This is a genomic window from Pseudomonas sp. LAIL14HWK12:I10, assembly GCF_900184205.1.
GTDB lineage: Bacteria > Pseudomonadota > Gammaproteobacteria > Pseudomonadales > Pseudomonadaceae > Aquipseudomonas > Aquipseudomonas kermanshahensis.
The window spans coordinates 283,094-300,405 of the sequence record NZ_FXWU01000005.1 but is presented as its reverse complement, the minus strand read 5'-3'; the positions used below and the strand labels follow the sequence as shown (position 1 = coordinate 300,405).

Genomic DNA, 17,312 nt, shown 5'->3' with positions numbered 1-17,312 from the left:
GAGGTGCCCGAAGTGCAGGTGATCAGGCGATCACCAACTTTCTTTGAACGGCCTAAGGTCGAGTTCTTGAGTCCAGGCGGATCGTGGCTGGCAATGCAACGTCCAGTAGTTCTCAGCAATCGCCTCGTATCCCAACAGCCCTTCTGACCCGATGCTCTCCACCCTGGCCGGGGCAGCATTTCGCAGTCGGTCACCCAGGATGCCGCCATCGATGACGACATGAGCAACATGAATACCCTTAGGCCCATACTCGCGTGCCATGCTTTGAGAGATCATCCGCAATCCCGCCTTGGCGGCGGCAAAGTGGGCAAAGCCAGGCTTGCCCCTCAAGCTTCCTGAAGCACCGGTAAAAATCACGGTGCCACGACCCAAAGGAACCAGCCGCCTGGCTGCTTCTCTGCCAACGAGGAAGCCCGAGTAGCAGCCTACTCGCCAAAAGTCCTCGAACTGGCTGGCTGTGAGCTGAGTGAAATCGATCAGGGCGTTATTGCCCGCGTTGAACACCACGACGTCGGCAGGGGCTCGGCCCGCGCCTGGATACATCGCAAGATCAAACGCTGCGATGACTTGCTCTTCGACGGTGACATCAGTCTGCAACGCTTCGGCGCTCCCTATGCCGGAACTCCGAATGTCTGCAACGACTTCCTCGATCTTTTCCAAAGTTCGGCCTGTGACAATGACGTGATACCCCTCTTGGGCAAAACGCTTACAGACCGCTCCCCCGACACCTCGGGTAGTGCCAACACCGAACACGATTGCAGTAGGCTGACTCATTTGTCCGACTCCTGGCTGCGGTTGTCTTAGTCACGAAGAAATGCGAGAGTTTTCGAAGAGAAGTCAGCATGGTTCTGGAAAATTCCTCCGTGACCAGCATCCTCGTAGATAACCAGCGTAGAGCCAGAAATGCGCTCTGCCATATCGCTGCTAAGTGCGGACGGAACCATGATGTCTTGGTCACCGTTGGCGATAAGCACCGGAATATCCAGGCTAGACAAGTCCTGTGGAGCTTGCTGCCCCCAGGCCTGAATGGCTTGAAGCTGGCGACCGAAGACTTCCTGAGTGACAGGAAGATCGCGGTCGCTCTGGCGTTCAAGCATGGCATTCAGAAAAGCATTAGCAGCCTGCTGGCTCGCCTCGCTCGACGTGAAGAAGAGATAGGTCTTCGGATCAATTCCTTCGGACATCGCCTTCTGGATCAGCGGCATGGAAACCACGGCGACTTGGTCAATGTCCTTGCCCCCGGCAGGGCCGGTGCCGGTCAGGATCAGTTTACGCACCAGGCCAGGCTGGGTGATCGCGATCTCCTGAGCAACGAAGCCACCCAACGAGAAGCCGAAGAGGTCGACCTTGTCGAAGCCCAGCGCCTTGATAAACGCCACGGAATCGCGGGCCATTTCTGCGACGGTAAGCGGCGCGACACCACCAGACAAACCAATGCCGCGATAGTCCGTGGCGATTACATGGTGATGCTTAGCCAGCTCGTCGACGATGCGTGGATCGAAGTTGTCGAGAACGGCTCCCCAATGATTCAGGAGGATGAGGGGAACGCCACCTTTGCGCCCGAGCTCACGGTAAGCGAAGGCAACACCATCGATCTCGAGGGTCTGGTTGGGTGCGGCGATGTACTGGGTCATATCAATGATCTCGAATTGAAGATAGACGCGCTGGGCTTAAGCGTTTTCCAGTGCGGGGTAATCGATGTAACCCGCTGCACCGCCGCCGTAGAGTGTCGCGGGGTCGAAGCTTGCCAACGCAGCACCGGAGTTCAATCGCTCGACCAAGTCAGGGTTTGCGATGAAGGGCCGACCAATCGCAAACAGATCTGCTTGACCTGACGTCAATTGAGAGGAAGCGAGCTCCACGTCGTAGCCGTTGTTGACGATCACGGTGTTGGTGAAGCGCTTGCGCAGCCCGGCGTAATCGAACGGAGCAATATCACGTGGGCCACCCGGCACACCTTCAATAACGTGGAGGTACACCAGGCCAAGCTCATTGAGCTTGTCGATCAAGTAGTCGTACTGCTCTTGAGCGTTGGTGCTGGAAACATCATTGAACGGAGAGACAGGCGAAATGCGGATGCCCGTGCGCTCGGCGCCAATTTCTGATACCACCGCCTGGGCAATTTCCAGAACGAGCCGTGCCCGGTTGGCTACCGAACCACCATAAGCGTCGGTACGTTTGTTCGCGCTGTCCTTCAGGAATTGATCCAGCAGGTAGCCGTTGGCTGCATGGATCTCGACCCCATCGAAGCCGGCCTTGATGGCGTTAGCTGCAGACTGTCGGAAGTCTTCGACAATGCCTGGGAGTTCTTCGATACGAAGCGCACGAGGCTCGGAGACATCCACAAGTTCGTTATTCACGGAGACCTTGGCAGCAGCTCGGATTGCAGAAGGTGCTACAGGCGGTTGACCGTCCTGGTAAACGACGTGCGATACCCGGCCAACGTGCCAGATCTGAAGGAAGATACGACCTCCCTCAGCATGGACGGCCTCGGTCACTTCGCGCCAAGCGTTCACCTGTTCTTGGGTGAAGATACCAGGCGTGTTCTGGTAGCCCTGAGCTTGCTTTGAAACCTGGGTAGCTTCAGTGATCAACAACCCTGCAGAAGCGCGCTGGCTATAGTAGGTAGCGGCGAACTGGCTCGGCAGCAGGCCCTCCTCCGCTCGGTTGCGCGTCAGCGGCGCCATCACGATACGGTTGGAAAGGGTGATTGCCCCAAGGGTGTAGGGCTCAAATACGGATTTCTCAGCCATTCTCAACATTCCGATACTACGAATTAGGTTTCAAACACACCGCTATTGAAGACGCTTACGCGCTCCCAGCAGCCCAGGTGGGGGTGGCCTTACTCTTCCAAGAATTGGAGAGCGTGTTTCAGGAAGCGCTCGGGATACTGGAAGTGAGCGGCGTGACCGGAGTCCGGGTAGATCAGCAGCTGGGCATTCGGGATGTTCTGCACCAGGCTCCACGAATTGATCGAAGGGATCATGACGTCGTCGACGCCATTGACTACCAAGGTGGGCTGCTTGAGCTCGTTGAGGTAAGAGAAGCGGTTCTCGCCCTGTGCCGACTGGACATAGGCTGCAAAAGCAGCGCCCTGTGCCATGGCGACATCAATCGAGCTTGGGGTGTCTTGATCGGCGCGCTGGTTGCGGCGCTCCCAGAACGCCAGGCCCGCTTTCTTGGCTGCTTCCGAACGACCGAAGAAGAGGAACAGGAAGTTTTCGATGGTCGGAACGGGGTTCGAAGCGGCCTCTCTCACCCCCTCCGCCATGGTTGGATCACCACCGCGCAGTCCGGTGCCGAGCAGCAAAAGCTTGCGTACCAACTCGGGGTGACGAAGCGCCACCTCCTGAACTTGCAGACCACCGATGGAGAAGCCAAGCAGGTCGACTTGGGTCAGCCCCAGTGCCTTGATGGCCGCTGCAATGTCATCCGCCATTTGCTCAATGGTCGTGGCCGGTGTTCCCGACGACGACGCTACACCCCTACCGTTCAGCAGGATCACTTCACGATCCGCAGCCAGACCATCAGTGATGATCGGATCCCAGTGATCGAGCCCGCCACGGAAGTGGGCAATGAAGACCAGGGGAACACCTGAAGGATTACCCCAGCGACGGTAGGTGAAGGTGTCGCCGCCTACTTCTACTGTGCGGGTCGGAACGGTGAGATGGGTATAGCTCATGACGTTTTGCTCTCTCAGTGGAAGACATAGCCTAATGATGATGATCGTCATCAATCCAGTCAACAGCTTTGATTATGAACGTCATCAATGTATGATATTGGCTGCCTTGATAGCGAAGAGAGCTGAGAAATGAAGGTCACCAAGGCCCAAGCACAAGCTAACCGGGCCCATATCGTGGAAACGTCTTCCACGCTATTCCGTGAGCGCGGCTACGACGGCGTGGGTGTTGCAGACCTCATGGGAGCTGCCGGCTTCACCCACGGCGGTTTTTACAAACACTTCAAATCCAAGGCGGATTTGATAGGTGAATCCGCGACGTGCGGAATCAACAAGACGGTCGAGCAGATGCAGGGCATCGAACTCGCCGACTTCGTCAATTTCTACCTGTCCCGCAAGCACCGCGATGAGAAAGGGAAAGGTTGCACCCTAGCGGCACTGGGCGGAGACGCCGCTCGACAGTCCAATGACATCAAAGCAGCTTACGAGGCTGGGATTGAAAAGTTGCTGGAGGTTTTACAGGGCAAGGATGACGAACCGAAAGCAAGTCGTGCGGAAATCATCGACACCTTCGCACACGCCCTAGGCGCCTTGATTCTGTCTCGCGCTTGTCCGGACGACTCACCACTTGCTGATGAAGTGCTCAGCGTGTGCCGTGAGCAGATCATGGACAAATTGACGCCCTGAGGCAGGCCCATCCATTCCCCATGAGCGTCACTGCTCGAGCATGAGTCCTTTCCACTTCCGTTCGATCCGAATGCGACTTACTTGAATTCCAGGCGAAAAAACCGCCAACAGGGGCGGTTCGCAACGAACCACCATTCGGCATGATCAATGCCATCGATATGCACACCCGTAAAGTGCTGTGGCAGAACCCGCTGGGTACTGCTCGTGCGAACGGCCCGTTCGGCTTGCCAACCGGCCTGCCAGTTCGTTTCGGCGTACCAAGCAACGGCGGCCCGATCACTACCGCAGGCGGTCTGGTATTCATCGCTGCTGCGACCGACAACCTGAGACCGACTTCGTCGGGGCAGACAACTACGTCGGCATACAACTCGCCACCCAGCACTTGATTGACCTCGGGCATCGGGACATTGCCTTCGTCGGGCGCAACAGCACCTATTCGGTAAGCATGGAGCGTTTGCACGGCTACATGGAGTGCTTGGAGAAAAACGGGATTACCCCAAATCCGGACTGGATGATCGAAACTGCCATCAGCCTGGCTGGCGGCAAAGACGGCATGAGTCGCCTGCTCGACATGGATCGTCGGCCGACAGGAGTGGTTTGCTACAACGACCTGATTGCCACTGGCGCGCTCAGCGAGCTGGGCAACCGAGGACTTAAGGCGGGTGAGGACATCGCTTTGATCGGGAGTGGCGGGGTCGCGAGCTCCGCATACTGCAACCCTCCCCTCACCACCGTGGCCCTGGAGCCTGAGCGTATTGGAGAGGTTGCTAGCGAAATGCTCATGAAGCGCCTGAAGAACCCAGACACCCCTGCCATGAAGTTCTTACTCAAACCGAAGCTGATTGTGCGTAAAAGCTGCGGCCTGACGCGTAACTAATCAACCCGAGAATTGGCAGCTATGCAGGAGGCTCGGAGAATTATTTACTTCTTATTAGCACGCGCAGGTTGGTTACCTTTCTGCCGCCTGTCAATCCTCAGCGAGAGCCGAGCAGCTTCATAAAAACAGACTTTGTTCGTTCCGAATGTGAGCTGACGAGCCGCACCTTGCGGCCCGCTATCAGAGATCTTGACTTTGGTCGCTAGGGCTTCTTGTGTGACGCGGGCGTTCATCCCATTCCCGATCTTTCCTCCCTCTTGTACGCCGACCGGTTCATCAACTGGATCGCCCACAACTGCATCCGTTGAATTCCCAACGGCAATACAACACATGCATCTAGGGCTTGGATTGGCGCGGGCAGATTTGAGACTGAAACTTTTTCAGATATCCGAGGCTGAGCGCACCAAATAAGCGTATGAAATGAGAAAAGCCACCCAAGCCGCAGTGGCAAAAGTGGCTTTTTTCCTATCAACATGCCCCACTGTCGGGCATCAAGTTTGCCCCCAGCACACCGGCAATGGCACAGCGTTCATCGTTGTCGGAGCTGTCACCGCTGATACCGATAGCGCCGATCACTTCCCCTGCCCCATTACGCACCAGCACCCCGCCGGGCACCGGAACCATATTGCCGCCGGCCAGGTCACTCAATGCATTGAAGAAGGCAGGAAGCGCGGCAGCACGACGGGCAAGTTCGCGGCCGCCAAAGCCCATGCCCAGAACTGAGGCGGCCTTGCCCGACGCGATTTGCGGTCGCAGCAGGCTGGCGCGCTCGTCGCGTTTGAGCGCCAGCAGGTGACCGCCGGCATCCAGTACCGCAACACAAAGTGGCTGCAAGGCTAACCGCCGGCCCTCTGCCAGCGCAGTGTCGACCATCTGCGACGCCAGTTCCAGGGTGAGCTTATTCATGCCGGCCTACCTCCTGCTCAGGTTCAGGTGCGCTGCGCTTGCCCATTTCCACGGCCCGTTGCCGGGTGTGAAGTTCGGCCCATTTCACCGTGTTGAAGTCACTGACCTTGTAGGGATCGTAGCCCGGTACCTGGGCCTCCACGCGATGCCCGCCTAGGTACACGTCACGTATGCGCTCGCGCTCCTGAAGAATCGAGACGTTCTGCAGGGGGGAGCCATCAACACAGATGAAGTCGGCGCGACGGCCAACCTCGATGGCGCCCACCTGCTGCGCCACGGGCATCATCCGCGCGGCAACCGAGGTTGCCGCGCGCAATGCCTGGGCAGGGCTGAAACCCAACCAGTCGACAAAAATCTCGATTTCACGGGCGTGCCATTCACCGTAGGGAGTGATGGCGAAACCGCTGTCACTGCCGGTCATGAACGGCACACCGGCTTCCCGAGCGCGGCGCAAGTTGCGACAACCCACCTCGATCACACGGCGCTGCATCGCAGCGTAACCACAGCGGGTCGAAGGCTCGTAATCCTCGGCAAATTCGACGTTGTTGGCGAGCATGGTGAAGGTCGGAGCGAGGTGACTACCCGATTCGAGTATTGCCTCGATACAGGCATCGTCTAGGAAAAACCCGTGGAAGATCACGTCCACCCCCGCCTTCGCCGCATACAGCACCGCTTCGCGGCCATAGGCATGCACGGCGACCTTTTTTCCAAGGCGGTGGATCTCCTCGACCATGGCGCAGGTCTCGTCCTGAGTGAACGCAGCGATATGTTCACCGTTAGGACGCATGTGCGGGCCGTCCATAGCGATCTTGATCAGGTCCACGCCGTCCTTGGCCTGGCGACGGATTTCCGCAATCTGCTCGTCGCGGGTAGCGCACAGGCGGCCAGAGAAATACTCAGGCGTACCGACCCAACTGGGGAACCAATCGTTCAGGCTCTGCCGGTTGGCGATTACATTGCTGCTGGCGGCAATGCGTGGGCCAGTGAACATACCGGCATTGATAGCGTTGCGTACGGCAATGCTGCAATGCCCGGCGTCACCCGGCACCACCACCGAGGTGTAGCCGGCGGCCAGTACATGCTGGGTAAAAAACAGACCGCGCAGGGCGCGAAATTCCGGCGAGACGTGCAGGTCGATGTCTTCCTCGCTCTTGGCGTTGCCGAACACCAGATGGGTGTGGACATCCACCAGGCCGGGCATGACGAAGTGGCCGCCAGTGTCAATCACGCGTTCGCCAGGCAATGGCTGAGGAGCGGTCTGACGAGGGCCGACATGGGTGAACACACCCTTTTCGATGATCAGCACCTGGTCGTGGCGAGCCTGGTCCTCAAGGCCAGTAAAGAGGGTTTCACAGTGAACGTGAAGTCTGGGCATGGCGGTCTGTCCTGTTGTTGTCGTACCGACACGGTATTGGGCAGCCAATGCCTGAGGAAGTGAAGATTCCTGCTAGCCGGCCATGACAGAAATTGATAGCCGTCGTGGTCAGCCCGCCACCTCCGCCAACAACTGGCGCAGCCAGACCAGCGCCGGGTCACTGTCCTGGTAGGCGTGCCATTGCATCACCTGCAGAGTGGCGGGAATGGCGAGTGGTGGTGGCAGCAGGCGCAGAGGAAAGCGCTGCGCGTAGAGGTGCGCCAGGCGACTGTGCAGGGTCGATAGGCAGGGGCCGCCAACGATGAATTCCGGTATCAACGCGAACTGGTCCACAGCCACAGCCACCCGCCGCGCCAGCCCCTGGCTTGCGATAAATTCCGCTTCCATGCTGCCCTGGGCGCCTGCGCCGGTCTCGCGGACCACATGTGGCGCTGCCAAGTAATGCTCCAGCGTGAGGCCGTCCATCAGGGCGCAGTTATCCCTGCAGGCAATGACGCTGAAGCTGTCTTCGAACAACGGTTGTTGCGGATGACGCGCCGAGCCATGGGCAAGCGGCAGGATCACCAGGTCGCAGTGCCGGTGCTCCAGGGCCTCATCCACCAGGCTGCCCGGCTCGGCACCGCGCAGCGGCACCAGCGTGAGAAGTTGCAAGTCGACCTGGGGCGCAAGGCTGGCCAACCGTCGCATCAGCGCCGGCATGAGCACCGCGATCACATAATCCGACGCAATGATGCGGAACTTGCGGCGCGCCGCTCCCGGGTCGAAGCGTGCATTGGCGAAGGCAATGCCCCGCGCGTTTTCCAGTACCTGGTCGATACGTGGGTGCAGCGACTGCATCAGCGCCGTGGGCAGCATGGCGCCGCCCACGAGGACGAACAGCGGATCGTTAAAGTGCTCCCGCAGGCGACCCAGGGCCGCGCTGACCGCTGACTGGGTCAGGTGCAGGCGCACCGCGGCGCGCGTGACGTGCTGCTCGACAAACAAAGCGTCCAGCACCACCAGCAGGTTCAGGTCTAGTCCATGGAAGCGCACGCAATAGCCTCATCGTTTGCCCGAGGGCCACCCTCCTCCAGCCAAACATTTCCCGAAACGTCGACCTTTACCATCAGTGCTTGCAGCGACTGGCCCTGACAGGGGCCAAGCACGCAGAAGCCGTTGTCGGGTTGAAACAGCGCACCATGAGCAAAGCAGACGATGTGCCGGCCATCGCCAGACATGAAGCGGTCCTTGCGGTACTGCATGGCCACGTCCAGGTGCGGACACAGGTTTCGATAGACACGCACCTGGCCACGCCAACGCAACGCAAGCACGGTGTCACGCCCCTGGGCCCAGGGGTCGAACCCACGTGCAAGGCCTTCCTGCAACTGGTCGTCGCGGCAGAGCAATGTCAAATCCTGGGACACAGAGACCTCGATAACTCAGGGGGTGAGCGCGTAATCACCGGAATAGCCGCCACGGCTAGCAGTTTCAGATCGGTTCGGCGGTCAGCTTGAGCATCGCCTTGGTCAGTCCGATGCGATCGAACGTCGCGTCACGGGCCATTTCCCTCTCCCCGGCCGTGATCGAGTTCTCGCTGATGTACTTGCAGCGCTCAAAGCGGCGCGTCATGAAACGCTCAAGCCGCTCCTCCACCGAACCGCTGCCGCACAGCTCTAGGCTCAGAACCAGCGCGTCTTCGATTGCCATCCCGGCGCCCTGCCCCAAATGTGGCGTGGTTGCATGAGCCGCGTCGCCAATCAGCAGCACACGGCCTTTGAACCAAGGTTCATTGACGAACACCACTTCCATGGGTTTGTAGACCACCTGGCTGCTGTCGGTAATCTGCTCGCGCAGCTCGCCCACTAGGCCTGCGATCTTACTGATGCGGTCACGCATCAGTTCGGCCAACTGTGCCGGCTCATAGCGGGGGTTACCCGGCTCGTGGGAGGTGGAGAACATGTACATCAGGTCGTCGGACAGCGGTACCAGGCCGGCGTTGCCCTCAGCACCGACATAGCTCGCCAGATGATCAATGGAAGGATGTCTAGGAAAGTTGTAGCGCCACACGGCCTGCCCGGTGAAACGCGGCTTGTAGGTGTCGCCAAAGAGCATGCCGCGAATCTTCGAGTAAACGCCGTCGGCCCCCACAACCAAATCGTAGCGAGCAGCGCTGCCATCGGTGAAGCTCACATCTACGCCGGCCGCGTCTTGTTGGAAGGATTCTACCGACAAGCCAAGGCGTACCTGGGTGCCAAGGTCGATCGCAGTGGTGCTCAGCACCTGGTGCAGAGACAGGCGCGAGATACCGACGTTGGCGGGATACTCCGGGCCGGCCAGGCGTTGGCCTGGGATGCGCACCAGGGCATTGCCCTGCAGATCGTAGATGCCAACGTCCTCGAAGGCGTAGGCCGCTTCGAGGTAGCCTTCGAGCACGCCGAGGCGGGCCATCTCTCGCACCACGTTGCTCTGCTGAATGATACCGACACCATAGACGGTCCACTCGGACTTGATTTCCACCAGGTCCACCGCGATGCCCTGGCGGCGCAATGCGATGGCCGCGCAGAGGCCACCAATCCCGCCGCCGACTACGAGTACCTTGCTGATATCGCTGCTCATGGATGAATCCTTGTTCTTGTTGTGGGAGCGCAGGGTCGATCGCGAGCGTGACAACCCGAGCATTAACAGTGTTTTGACCGGGACCACGCCAGCGCGGCTGGATAGCACGACATCAGAGAGGCCCTAGGAGCACAGGCTAGGAAGGCAGGAACAATTTGACTAATCGTTAGTCGGGATGCAGGGTATCGCGAAAATAAATACAACAAGAGATGCCCGTGATGCGCTTTAAACACCTGGATTTGAACCTCCTGGTGGCGCTGGATGTATTGCTCGAAGAGCAGAACATCACCCGTGCCGCCGCCCGCCTGCACATGACCCAATCGGCCACCAGCGGTGTGCTCGGACGCCTGCGGACCTACTTCGAAGATGACCTGCTAGTGCAGGTGGGCCGCAAGATGATGCCCACCCCACTGGCAAAGGAACTGGCATTACCGGTTCGCGACGTACTGCTGAAAATCCAGACCTCCATCACCGCCAAACCAGTGCACGACATCTCCGAGAGTAAACGTCACTTCCGCATCATGGCCTCGGACTACCTGATCAGCGTGCTGTTCGCCGAGGCGATTCGCGAGATCAACCATGAAGCCCCGAACATCACCTTCGAACTCATCAGCCCCGGCCAGACCGCGATGGAAATGCTCATGCGCGGCGAAGTGGACCTGATGATCGCGCCAGAGCACTTCATCGTTAAGGAGCACCCCTCACAGCTCTTGTTCGACGAACAGCACGTCTGCGTGGTGTGCGCCGAGAACCACAGCATCGGCGAGCGCCTGACACTGGAACGCTACCTTGAGCTGGGCCATGTCGGCGTCGCCTTCGGGCGCAGCCGTACGCCCGGCATAGAGGAGTGGTTCATGAGCCAATACGGCTGCAAACGCCGCGTGGAAGTCATCACCCATGACTTCAATACCTTGGCGCAACTGGTCATTGGGACCCAACGCATCGCCACCATGCACAGCCGCCTGGCACGGCTTTATGCACGCAACCTGCCGCTGCGCATCTTGCCGCCGCCGGTGGAGCTGCCGGCCATGCAGGAATACATGAGTTGGCACCGCAGCCTGGACCGTGACCCCATGCTGCGCTGGCTGCGCGAAAAGCTGACGGAGATGGTCAGCCGCCCAGAGTCTGCCGTTACCGCTTGAGCCCCTCGGCATCCGGGGTCCCGCTACAGCCCCGTCCCGGATGCGCTAACCAATCGATACTGGCGATGCGTGCCCTCAGCGCTCGCCATGCCTGCCGTTACGGCGGCACGCCAGGTATCTCACAATCCGATAGCTGGCATCCGAACAAGCGATTTGTCCAATCCTTTGGCCCATGCGAGCTTGCGCAAGCTGCCCCAAGGGGCGGCCGACGCCCGCGCCACTGCCTGATGCGGGAGCGTTCACACCGGGTTGCCCGACTTGAGCCCTGCCGATCTGCGAACAGCGCCTCGGGCGATAGCCCTGGCTATGCAGGGTCGATTGCGGCCAGGACCAGAAGAAGGAAAAACAACAATATGTTCCGCTATTTCCCCACCAACTACGTTTGGAACCTCTCGGTAAACCTCGCTATCGAGATGGGCGCGCGCATCGGTGAAATCGTCGAAATGTGCGAACCGCTTCAGGAAGCCGCCAAGCAACCTGACGCCGACGGAACCCGCGCCTTTCGAGAAGCCTGGTCGAAGACGGCCGACAAACTCTGCGACCTGGCCCGCGAGGACGAAGAGAAAGGCCGCCTGCTTTCGGCCGGCGAAAAGTACAACCGTGCCGCAACCTACTACCTCACAGGTGAACGCCTGCAAGCTCACGGCGCCCCAGGTCGCATGGAGCTTTACCAACGCTTCCTCGACACCTTCGCCCGCGGCATCGCGCTCTCCGGCGAGAACTGCGAGCGGGTCGAGATCCCCTATGAGGGCAAAGTCATTTCCGGGCTATTCATCCGTGCCGAAGGCGTACAGGGGCCGGCGCCTCTACTGCTGCAACTCAACGGCCTGGATTCCACGAAAGAAATGAAATACCGAGTTGGCCTGCCGGCCTGGCTCGCCAAGCGGGGCGTGTCATCGCTGGTGATCGACCAGCCGGGCACCGGCGAAGCGCTGCGCCTGCACGACCTGAAAGCCCGTTATGACGCCGAGCATTGGGGCAGCCGCGTGTTCGACTGGCTGGAAACCCGTGCGGATGTGGACCCCAAGCGCATCGGCTGCGAAGGCGTGTCGCTGGGCGGCTACTACTGCCCGCGTGTGGTGGCTTTCGAGCCGCGCTTTGCCTGTGGCGTGGTGTGGGGCGCCAACCACGACTGGCGCGACGTGCAAAAGCGCCGCCTGGAACGCGAAGGCAGCTTCCCGGTGCCGCATTACTGGGAGCACGTGCGCTGGGTCTGGGGCGGTAAGAACATCGACGAATTCATGACCATCGCCGAAAACGTCCACCTGGACGGCGTCGTGGAGCGGATCAAGGTGCCGTTCCTGGTCACCCATGGCGAGCAGGACTCACAGATCCCGCTCAAATGGGCCCACCGCACCTACGAACAACTGGTCAATAGCCCCAAGCGCGAACTGAAGATCTTCACCCCGCGCGAAGGCGGTGTGCAGCACTCCAGCTTCGATAACTCCATTAACGCCGGCCAGTACATCGCCGACTGGGTCGCCGAAAACCTCGGTGGTCGTACCGCCTGATAGACAAGAAGAGAAACCGACCATGAAGATCATCGGACCTGATTACCTTGTGTTCGGCGTCGACAACGTCGACGCCTGCGTGCAATACCTCACCGACTACGGTTTGAAGCCGGGCAAGCTGGACGAAGCCGGCGGCTACCTTGAGGCCCTGGACGGCACAGGCATTGAAATTCGCCACCGCGACGACCCACGCCTGCCCAAGGCCATGGAGACTGCGAACACCCTGCGCGAAACCGTTTACGGCGTAGCCGACGAAGCCACCCTGCAGGCCATCGAGGCCGAACTTTCCAAGGACCGCACCGTTGTGCGTGGGGAGGACGGCGTTTTGCGCGTCGTGGACGACATGGGCTTCGCCCTGGGTTTTCGCATCACCCTGCGCCGCCCGTTGGTGATGCCCGGCGAAATAAGCAACGCCCCCGGCGCACAGCTGGGCCGCGCCATCAACTCGCTGGGCGCCAGCGACGACATGCCGGCTTTGCCACGCAGCCTGTCGCATGTGGTCTATTTCGTGCCTGACCAGGCCAAGGCAGAAGCGTTCTACACCCGCCTGGGCTTTGTCTGCACCGACCGCTTCGTCGACACCGGCCCCTTCCTGCGCCCGGCTGGCACCCAGGACCACCACACCCTGTTCCTGATCCAGACGCCGCCGTTCATGAAAGGTATCGAACACTTTACCTTCCACATGGGTGGCCCAACCGAGGTAATGATTGCCGGTACCCGCTTCGTCGAGAAAGGCTATGAGTCGTTCTGGGGGCCAGGGCGTCACCAGCTGGGGTCCAACTGGTTCTGGTACTTCAACAGCCCCATGGGCTGCCACGTGGAATACGACGCCGACATGGACCTGCATGACGAGCGCTGGACCGCGCGGGTTGCAGCGCCCGGTGCCGATAACTCGCAGTACTTCCTCTTCCATTACCAGGAAAAATGGGCCCCTGGCGGCCCGCCACCCAAACATTGAGGGTGGGTGGCTCCACGAACGCTGACACGCCGTGAGCGGGTCGCCCCCTATACCCTGGGGCGACCCGCTCTTCGTTTCCCGGCAAACCGGTTGGCGAGGGGTCATTCAGACTGCTTGTACTACCCTACCACTCCGAGTGGGTCAAGGTTGTTGGCGGGATACGGCGAATGGTGCGAAAGCCCACATGAGAGGTCGCCAGGTCCGCATCCTGGCGCTCACGTGCCGCCGTGCGGTAGCGGGCGCAATAGGACGCGGCGCAAAGGTAGGAGCCACCCTTGATGACCTGAGGACGCGACGGTGCAAGCGCGCTACGCAATTGGCTCGGATCGCCATTGGCGTGACTGATCAGCGGCCCCCATTGGGCATCTGCCGTCCATTCCCAAACGTTGCCGATCATGTCGAACAGCCCAGCGGCGTTGGCGGCAAAACAGCCCACTGGGGCAACGCCAGCGAAACCGTCCTCGGCTGCGTCATGCACGGGGAACACGCCCTGCCAGTAATTTGCGGCGGGCTGGCCGTTGCTGTCGCGTGGTTCCTCGCCGAGACGTTGCGAGGGGTCAACGCCGCGCGCTGCATATTCCCATTCGGCCTCGCTGGGAAGGTCGTTGCCGCGCCACTGTGCGTAGGCCTGGGCGTCCGCCAGGGTGACCAAGGTCACTGGGTACTGGTCCAGGTTGGCCAACGGCCCGTCCGGGCCCGATGGGTGGCGCCAGTCAGCACCCCTTACGTAACGCCACCAAGGCAACGCCGACCCGCCGCTGGCCGTGTCCAGCGGTACGTGGAACAACGCGGCGCCACCGGAGCGCTCAGCCTCGGTGATGTAATGGGTGGCCTCGACAAAGGCGCCGAACTGCGCGCGGGTAACTTCGGTGCGATCGATCCAGAAGTCGCCCACGTGCACTGGGGCGAACGGTCGCTCATCCGGGTAACCCCCATCAGTGCCGGGGGTGAAGCGCCCGCCGCTGACGCGGACCATCCCGGCCAGCGGGTCGTTGCCCCAACCCGCCGGCAAGCCACCGTAGGCCTCGCAACCGGCGACATTGCCCAAGGGCAGGCTGGTGGGCGGCCGCGCAGCTACCGTCGCCAGGGCCAGCACACTCAAGCAACCGACGACGAAGAGCTGGCGCCTCATGGGGCCTTGGCCAGAGGCGGTGCGACCACTCCGACACGGCGGGCGTAGTCCTGCCAGGCCTGCTGCAAGCGTTGCGTCGTTTCCGGCTGGCTGGCGGAGAGGTCGTGCTGCTCGCCGCGATCGTGCGACAAGTCGAACAACTGCCAACGCAACGGTGGCTGGGGCTGGCCCGGCATGCTCCAGGGCACCAGGCCAAGGAGTTTCAGGTTACCTTCACGGTAATAGCGGCTGCCAAACAGCTCACCGGCCATTACCGGCTCAGCCCGGCCTTTGCCTTCGAGCATCGGCAGCATGGAGCTGCCGGTGATGGGATGCTTGGGCTGGCCTTGGTACTGGTCACCCGGGTCCGGCAGACCCGCCAGAGCGAGGAAGGTCGGCGCTAGGTCATCCACCCGTGCCACGCCACGCTCCAGCCCCTGGCGACGCAGGCTGGCCGGCAATTGTACGATGGCCGGCACGCTGATACCGCCTTCGGCGGTGCTGCCTTTGAACAGCCGCAGTGGCGCCGCGCTCACCTCTGCCCAGCGCAGCCCGTAGTCGATCTGCGACCCGCGTCGGCCGAGATTCTCCAGGCGGTTGTCGGTATTCGGACCGGCGGGGTAGTACTGCTCGTGGCGTTCGCCAGCGGGGCCGTTGTCGGACATGAAAACGATCAAGGTGTTGTCCATCTGGCCGCTGGTCTGCAGGTATTCCAGCAGGCGACCGACGTTGTGGTCGAGGTTGTCCACCATCGCGGCGTAGATCTCCATCTTGCGCGCCTCGATGCGCTTGCGCTGGGGGTCCAGTTGGTCCCAGCCAGGCAACTGCGGGGTGACCGGGAGCGGCGCGGCGCTCTGGAATTCGGCAGGCAGCAGGCCTTTTTCTTTCATGCGCTCGATTCGCGCCTGGCGAACCGCGTCGTAGCCGCCGTCGTAGCGACCGCGGTATTTATCCAGGTAAGCCTGCGGTGCTTGCAACGGCCAGTGTGGCGAGGTGTAAGCCGCATACGCGAAGAAGGGTTTGCCACTGCCCTGCCCCGCCCTCAGGTACGCCAGTAACTTGTCGGTATAGAAGTCCGTGGAGTAGAAGTCATCCGGAAGCTCCACTGGCTTGCCATTCTCGCGGTAAGAGAGTTGTTCGATCTTCGCGGTCGAGCCAGGGGCGGGCTTGAAGTGCACCCCACCCCCTTCGAGCAGGGTGAAAGACTGCTCGAAGCCACGACGGTCCGGGCCCTGCTCCGGGGCCAGGCCCAAGTGCCACTTGCCGACCATGGCGGTACGGTAACCACCATCGCGCAACAGGCCGGCGATGGAGTGCGCCTGTTGGTTGAGGTAGCCCTCATAGCCTGGCTTGCCTCGCTGGAATGGCTGCATCCCTTCGGCCATGGTACCCAGCCCGGCCAGGTGGTTGTCGGTGCCGGACATCAGCATGGATCGGGTCGGCGAACAGGTCGGCGCAGCGTACATGCTGGTCAGCTGCAGACCACTGGCCGCCAGGTGATCGAGGCTCGGTGTGGCAATTTCACCACCGAAGGCGCCGAGGTCGGAGTAGCCCAGGTCATCGGCCACGATCAGCAGTATATTGGGGCGCTCGGCCGCATCGGCGAGCACTGGCGCAAGGCACGCTAAGGCCGCCAACAGTACGCGTAATCGCATGGGGAGTTGCTCCTGTTCTTATTCTTCGAAGATGGCCACGGCGCGGACGAAGCCGGCCGAGGCATGCTTGATCTTGTAAGGGAAGCAAGACACCAAAAAGCCGCTGGCCGGCAGGCTATCAAGGTTGGCCAGTTTCTCCATCTGGCCGTAGCCGATGTCGCGCCCAGCCTTGTGGCCTTCCCAGATGATCGACGCATCGCCACTCTCGGCGAAGCGTTCGCGGGTGTACTTGAAGGGTGCGTCCCAGCTCCAAGCGTCGGTACCCACGACCCGCACGCCGCGCTCCAGCAGGTAGAGGGTGGCTTCACGGCCCATGCCGACACCTGCTTCCAGATACCCCGGCTCGCCGAACAGGCTGCCGGCACGGGTGTTCACCAGCACGATGTCCAGCGGCTGCAACTCATGGCCGATACGCGAAAGCTCAGCGTGCACCTCGGCGCCAGTCACCACATGGCCATCGGGCAGGTGGCGAAAGTCCAGCTTCACTCCCGCTTGCAGGCACCACTCCAGCGGCAGCTCATCGATACCGAACGCCGGCTTGCCGCCGTCGGTGGTAGAGGCGTAGTGCCAAGGCGCATCCATGTGGGTGCCGCTGTGGGTGGTGATCGACAGGCGCTCTGCTGCCCACGACTCGTGCCCCGGCATCTGGTCCAGGGACAGGCCAGGGAACATCGCGGCCATTTCTGGCCAACCCTGCTGGTGGTCCATGTAGTCGATCTTGGGCAGCAGCGGCGGCGGGTCGGTGTAGGGGTTGTTGTCCAGCGTTACCGAGAGATCGACGAGGCGGCGTTTACGGGCAAGGGTCATGGCAGCAGG

At 60.9% G+C, this 17,312-nt stretch carries 17 protein-coding genes and 1 pseudogene; 6 read left to right on the top strand and 12 right to left on the bottom strand.

Annotated elements, in window-relative coordinates:
• Window positions 1-30: 30 nt before the first annotated feature.
• From QOS90_RS13880 to QOS90_RS13865, 4 genes are all read right to left on the bottom strand, one after another.
• Window positions 31-774, bottom strand: a complete 744-nt coding sequence (locus QOS90_RS13880) for an SDR family NAD(P)-dependent oxidoreductase (protein WP_027593276.1) — start codon at window positions 772-774, stop codon at window positions 31-33.
• 26 nt (window positions 775-800) lie between these two features.
• Window positions 801-1,634 carry an alpha/beta fold hydrolase gene (locus QOS90_RS13875; protein WP_085272860.1) on the bottom strand — a complete coding sequence of 278 codons (834 nt, stop codon included), beginning with the start codon at window positions 1,632-1,634 and terminating at the stop codon, window positions 801-803.
• Window positions 1,635-1,670: 36 nt separating this feature from the next.
• Window positions 1,671-2,753 carry an alkene reductase gene (locus tag QOS90_RS13870; RefSeq protein WP_085272861.1) on the bottom strand — a complete coding sequence of 361 codons (1,083 nt, stop codon included), beginning with the start codon at window positions 2,751-2,753 and terminating at the stop codon, window positions 1,671-1,673.
• A gap of 89 nt (window positions 2,754-2,842) precedes the next feature.
• Window positions 2,843-3,682, bottom strand: a complete 840-nt coding sequence (locus tag QOS90_RS13865; RefSeq protein WP_085272985.1) for an alpha/beta fold hydrolase — start codon at window positions 3,680-3,682, stop codon at window positions 2,843-2,845.
• Window positions 3,683-3,811: 129 nt separating this feature from the next.
• Here QOS90_RS13865 and QOS90_RS13860 point away from each other — a divergent pair, with 129 nt between their 5' ends.
• The 3 genes and pseudogenes from QOS90_RS13860 (at window position 3,812) to QOS90_RS13850 (ending at window position 5,243) form a co-directional block, all read left to right on the top strand.
• Window positions 3,812-4,366, top strand: a complete 555-nt coding sequence (locus tag QOS90_RS13860; RefSeq protein WP_027593280.1) for a TetR/AcrR family transcriptional regulator — start codon at window positions 3,812-3,814, stop codon at window positions 4,364-4,366.
• Between the two features lie 113 nt (window positions 4,367-4,479).
• Window positions 4,480-4,752 (top strand): annotated as a pseudogene (locus QOS90_RS13855) (hypothetical protein); the annotation flags it as partial.
• The gene (locus tag QOS90_RS13850; RefSeq protein WP_256577370.1) at window positions 4,749-5,243 is read left to right on the top strand and encodes a substrate-binding domain-containing protein; all 495 of its coding nucleotides are present in this window, start codon (window positions 4,749-4,751) and stop codon (window positions 5,241-5,243) included. The pseudogene QOS90_RS13855 and the gene QOS90_RS13850, both read left to right, overlap by 4 nt.
• 468 nt (window positions 5,244-5,711) lie before the next feature.
• On the opposite strand, the gene QOS90_RS13845 is transcribed toward QOS90_RS13850, so the two are convergent.
• The 5 genes from QOS90_RS13845 to QOS90_RS13825 all read right to left on the bottom strand — a co-directional run bounded on the left by QOS90_RS13845 (window position 5,712) and on the right by QOS90_RS13825 (window position 10,119).
• A complete protein-coding gene (locus tag QOS90_RS13845) occupies window positions 5,712-6,149 on the bottom strand; it encodes a GlcG/HbpS family heme-binding protein (RefSeq protein ID WP_085272863.1) in 438 nt (145 codons plus the stop codon).
• The gene (locus QOS90_RS13840; protein WP_085272864.1) at window positions 6,142-7,524 is read right to left on the bottom strand and encodes a metal-dependent hydrolase family protein; all 1,383 of its coding nucleotides are present in this window, start codon (window positions 7,522-7,524) and stop codon (window positions 6,142-6,144) included. The genes QOS90_RS13845 and QOS90_RS13840 overlap by 8 nt, the downstream gene beginning before the upstream one ends.
• A 108-nt stretch (window positions 7,525-7,632) precedes the next feature.
• The gene (locus QOS90_RS13835) at window positions 7,633-8,556 is read right to left on the bottom strand and encodes a LysR family transcriptional regulator (protein WP_085272865.1); all 924 of its coding nucleotides are present in this window, start codon (window positions 8,554-8,556) and stop codon (window positions 7,633-7,635) included.
• The gene (locus tag QOS90_RS13830; protein ID WP_027593283.1) at window positions 8,538-8,927 is read right to left on the bottom strand and encodes a Rieske (2Fe-2S) protein; all 390 of its coding nucleotides are present in this window, start codon (window positions 8,925-8,927) and stop codon (window positions 8,538-8,540) included. The genes QOS90_RS13835 and QOS90_RS13830 overlap by 19 nt, the downstream gene beginning before the upstream one ends.
• Before the next feature lie 64 nt (window positions 8,928-8,991).
• Entirely contained in the window at window positions 8,992-10,119 is a 1,128-nt protein-coding gene (locus QOS90_RS13825; protein WP_085272866.1) for an FAD-dependent oxidoreductase, read from the bottom strand.
• A 218-nt stretch (window positions 10,120-10,337) separates the two neighbouring features.
• Between QOS90_RS13825 and QOS90_RS13820 the strand changes: the two genes are divergently transcribed.
• From QOS90_RS13820 to QOS90_RS13810, 3 genes are all read left to right on the top strand, one after another.
• Window positions 10,338-11,261, top strand: a complete 924-nt coding sequence (locus tag QOS90_RS13820; RefSeq protein ID WP_027593285.1) for a LysR family transcriptional regulator — start codon at window positions 10,338-10,340, stop codon at window positions 11,259-11,261.
• Window positions 11,262-11,614: 353 nt separating this feature from the next.
• On the top strand, window positions 11,615-12,772 hold the full coding sequence (locus tag QOS90_RS13815) for an alpha/beta hydrolase family protein (RefSeq protein ID WP_027593286.1): 1,158 nt from the start codon (window positions 11,615-11,617) through the stop codon (window positions 12,770-12,772).
• Between the two features lie 22 nt (window positions 12,773-12,794).
• On the top strand, window positions 12,795-13,730 hold the full coding sequence (locus QOS90_RS13810; protein WP_027593287.1) for a VOC family protein: 936 nt from the start codon (window positions 12,795-12,797) through the stop codon (window positions 13,728-13,730).
• A gap of 124 nt (window positions 13,731-13,854) precedes the next feature.
• Here the strand turns inward: QOS90_RS13810 and QOS90_RS13805 are convergent, their stop codons facing one another.
• Genes QOS90_RS13805 through QOS90_RS13795 form a run of 3 tightly spaced genes read right to left on the bottom strand, consistent with a single transcriptional unit; the run spans window position 13,855 to window position 17,303 of the window.
• The gene (locus QOS90_RS13805; protein ID WP_085272867.1) at window positions 13,855-14,862 is read right to left on the bottom strand and encodes a formylglycine-generating enzyme family protein; all 1,008 of its coding nucleotides are present in this window, start codon (window positions 14,860-14,862) and stop codon (window positions 13,855-13,857) included.
• Window positions 14,859-16,496, bottom strand: a complete 1,638-nt coding sequence (locus QOS90_RS13800; protein ID WP_085272868.1) for an arylsulfatase — start codon at window positions 16,494-16,496, stop codon at window positions 14,859-14,861. Before QOS90_RS13800 ends, QOS90_RS13805 begins: the two co-directional genes overlap by 4 nt.
• A gap of 18 nt (window positions 16,497-16,514) precedes the next feature.
• Window positions 16,515-17,303: a cyclase family protein gene (locus tag QOS90_RS13795; protein ID WP_027593289.1), complete on the bottom strand. Its 789-nt coding sequence runs from the start codon at window positions 17,301-17,303 to the stop codon at window positions 16,515-16,517.
• Window positions 17,304-17,312: the final 9 nt, after the last annotated feature.

Bases quoted from the DNA above. Each gene is read 5' to 3' on its own strand.
- QOS90_RS13825 (WP_085272866.1), bottom strand. From the start codon at position 10,119: ATGAGCAGCGATATCAGCAAGGTACTCGTAGTCGGCGGCGGGATTGGT.
- QOS90_RS13845 (WP_085272863.1), bottom strand. From the start codon at position 6,149: ATGAATAAGCTCACCCTGGAACTGGCGTCGCAGATGGTCGACACTGCG.
- QOS90_RS13880 (WP_027593276.1), bottom strand. From the start codon at position 774: ATGAGTCAGCCTACTGCAATCGTGTTCGGTGTTGGCACTACCCGAGGT.
- QOS90_RS13815 (WP_027593286.1), top strand. From the start codon at position 11,615: ATGTTCCGCTATTTCCCCACCAACTACGTTTGGAACCTCTCGGTAAAC.
- QOS90_RS13875 (WP_085272860.1), bottom strand. From the start codon at position 1,634: ATGACCCAGTACATCGCCGCACCCAACCAGACCCTCGAGATCGATGGT.
- QOS90_RS13795 (WP_027593289.1), bottom strand. From the start codon at position 17,303: ATGACCCTTGCCCGTAAACGCCGCCTCGTCGATCTCTCGGTAACGCTG.
- QOS90_RS13860 (WP_027593280.1), top strand. From the start codon at position 3,812: ATGAAGGTCACCAAGGCCCAAGCACAAGCTAACCGGGCCCATATCGTG.
- QOS90_RS13820 (WP_027593285.1), top strand. From the start codon at position 10,338: ATGCGCTTTAAACACCTGGATTTGAACCTCCTGGTGGCGCTGGATGTA.
- QOS90_RS13800 (WP_085272868.1), bottom strand. From the start codon at position 16,496: ATGCGATTACGCGTACTGTTGGCGGCCTTAGCGTGCCTTGCGCCAGTG.
- QOS90_RS13810 (WP_027593287.1), top strand. From the start codon at position 12,795: ATGAAGATCATCGGACCTGATTACCTTGTGTTCGGCGTCGACAACGTC.
- QOS90_RS13870 (WP_085272861.1), bottom strand. From the start codon at position 2,753: ATGGCTGAGAAATCCGTATTTGAGCCCTACACCCTTGGGGCAATCACC.
- QOS90_RS13805 (WP_085272867.1), bottom strand. From the start codon at position 14,862: ATGAGGCGCCAGCTCTTCGTCGTCGGTTGCTTGAGTGTGCTGGCCCTG.
- QOS90_RS13840 (WP_085272864.1), bottom strand. From the start codon at position 7,524: ATGCCCAGACTTCACGTTCACTGTGAAACCCTCTTTACTGGCCTTGAG.
- QOS90_RS13865 (WP_085272985.1), bottom strand. From the start codon at position 3,682: ATGAGCTATACCCATCTCACCGTTCCGACCCGCACAGTAGAAGTAGGC.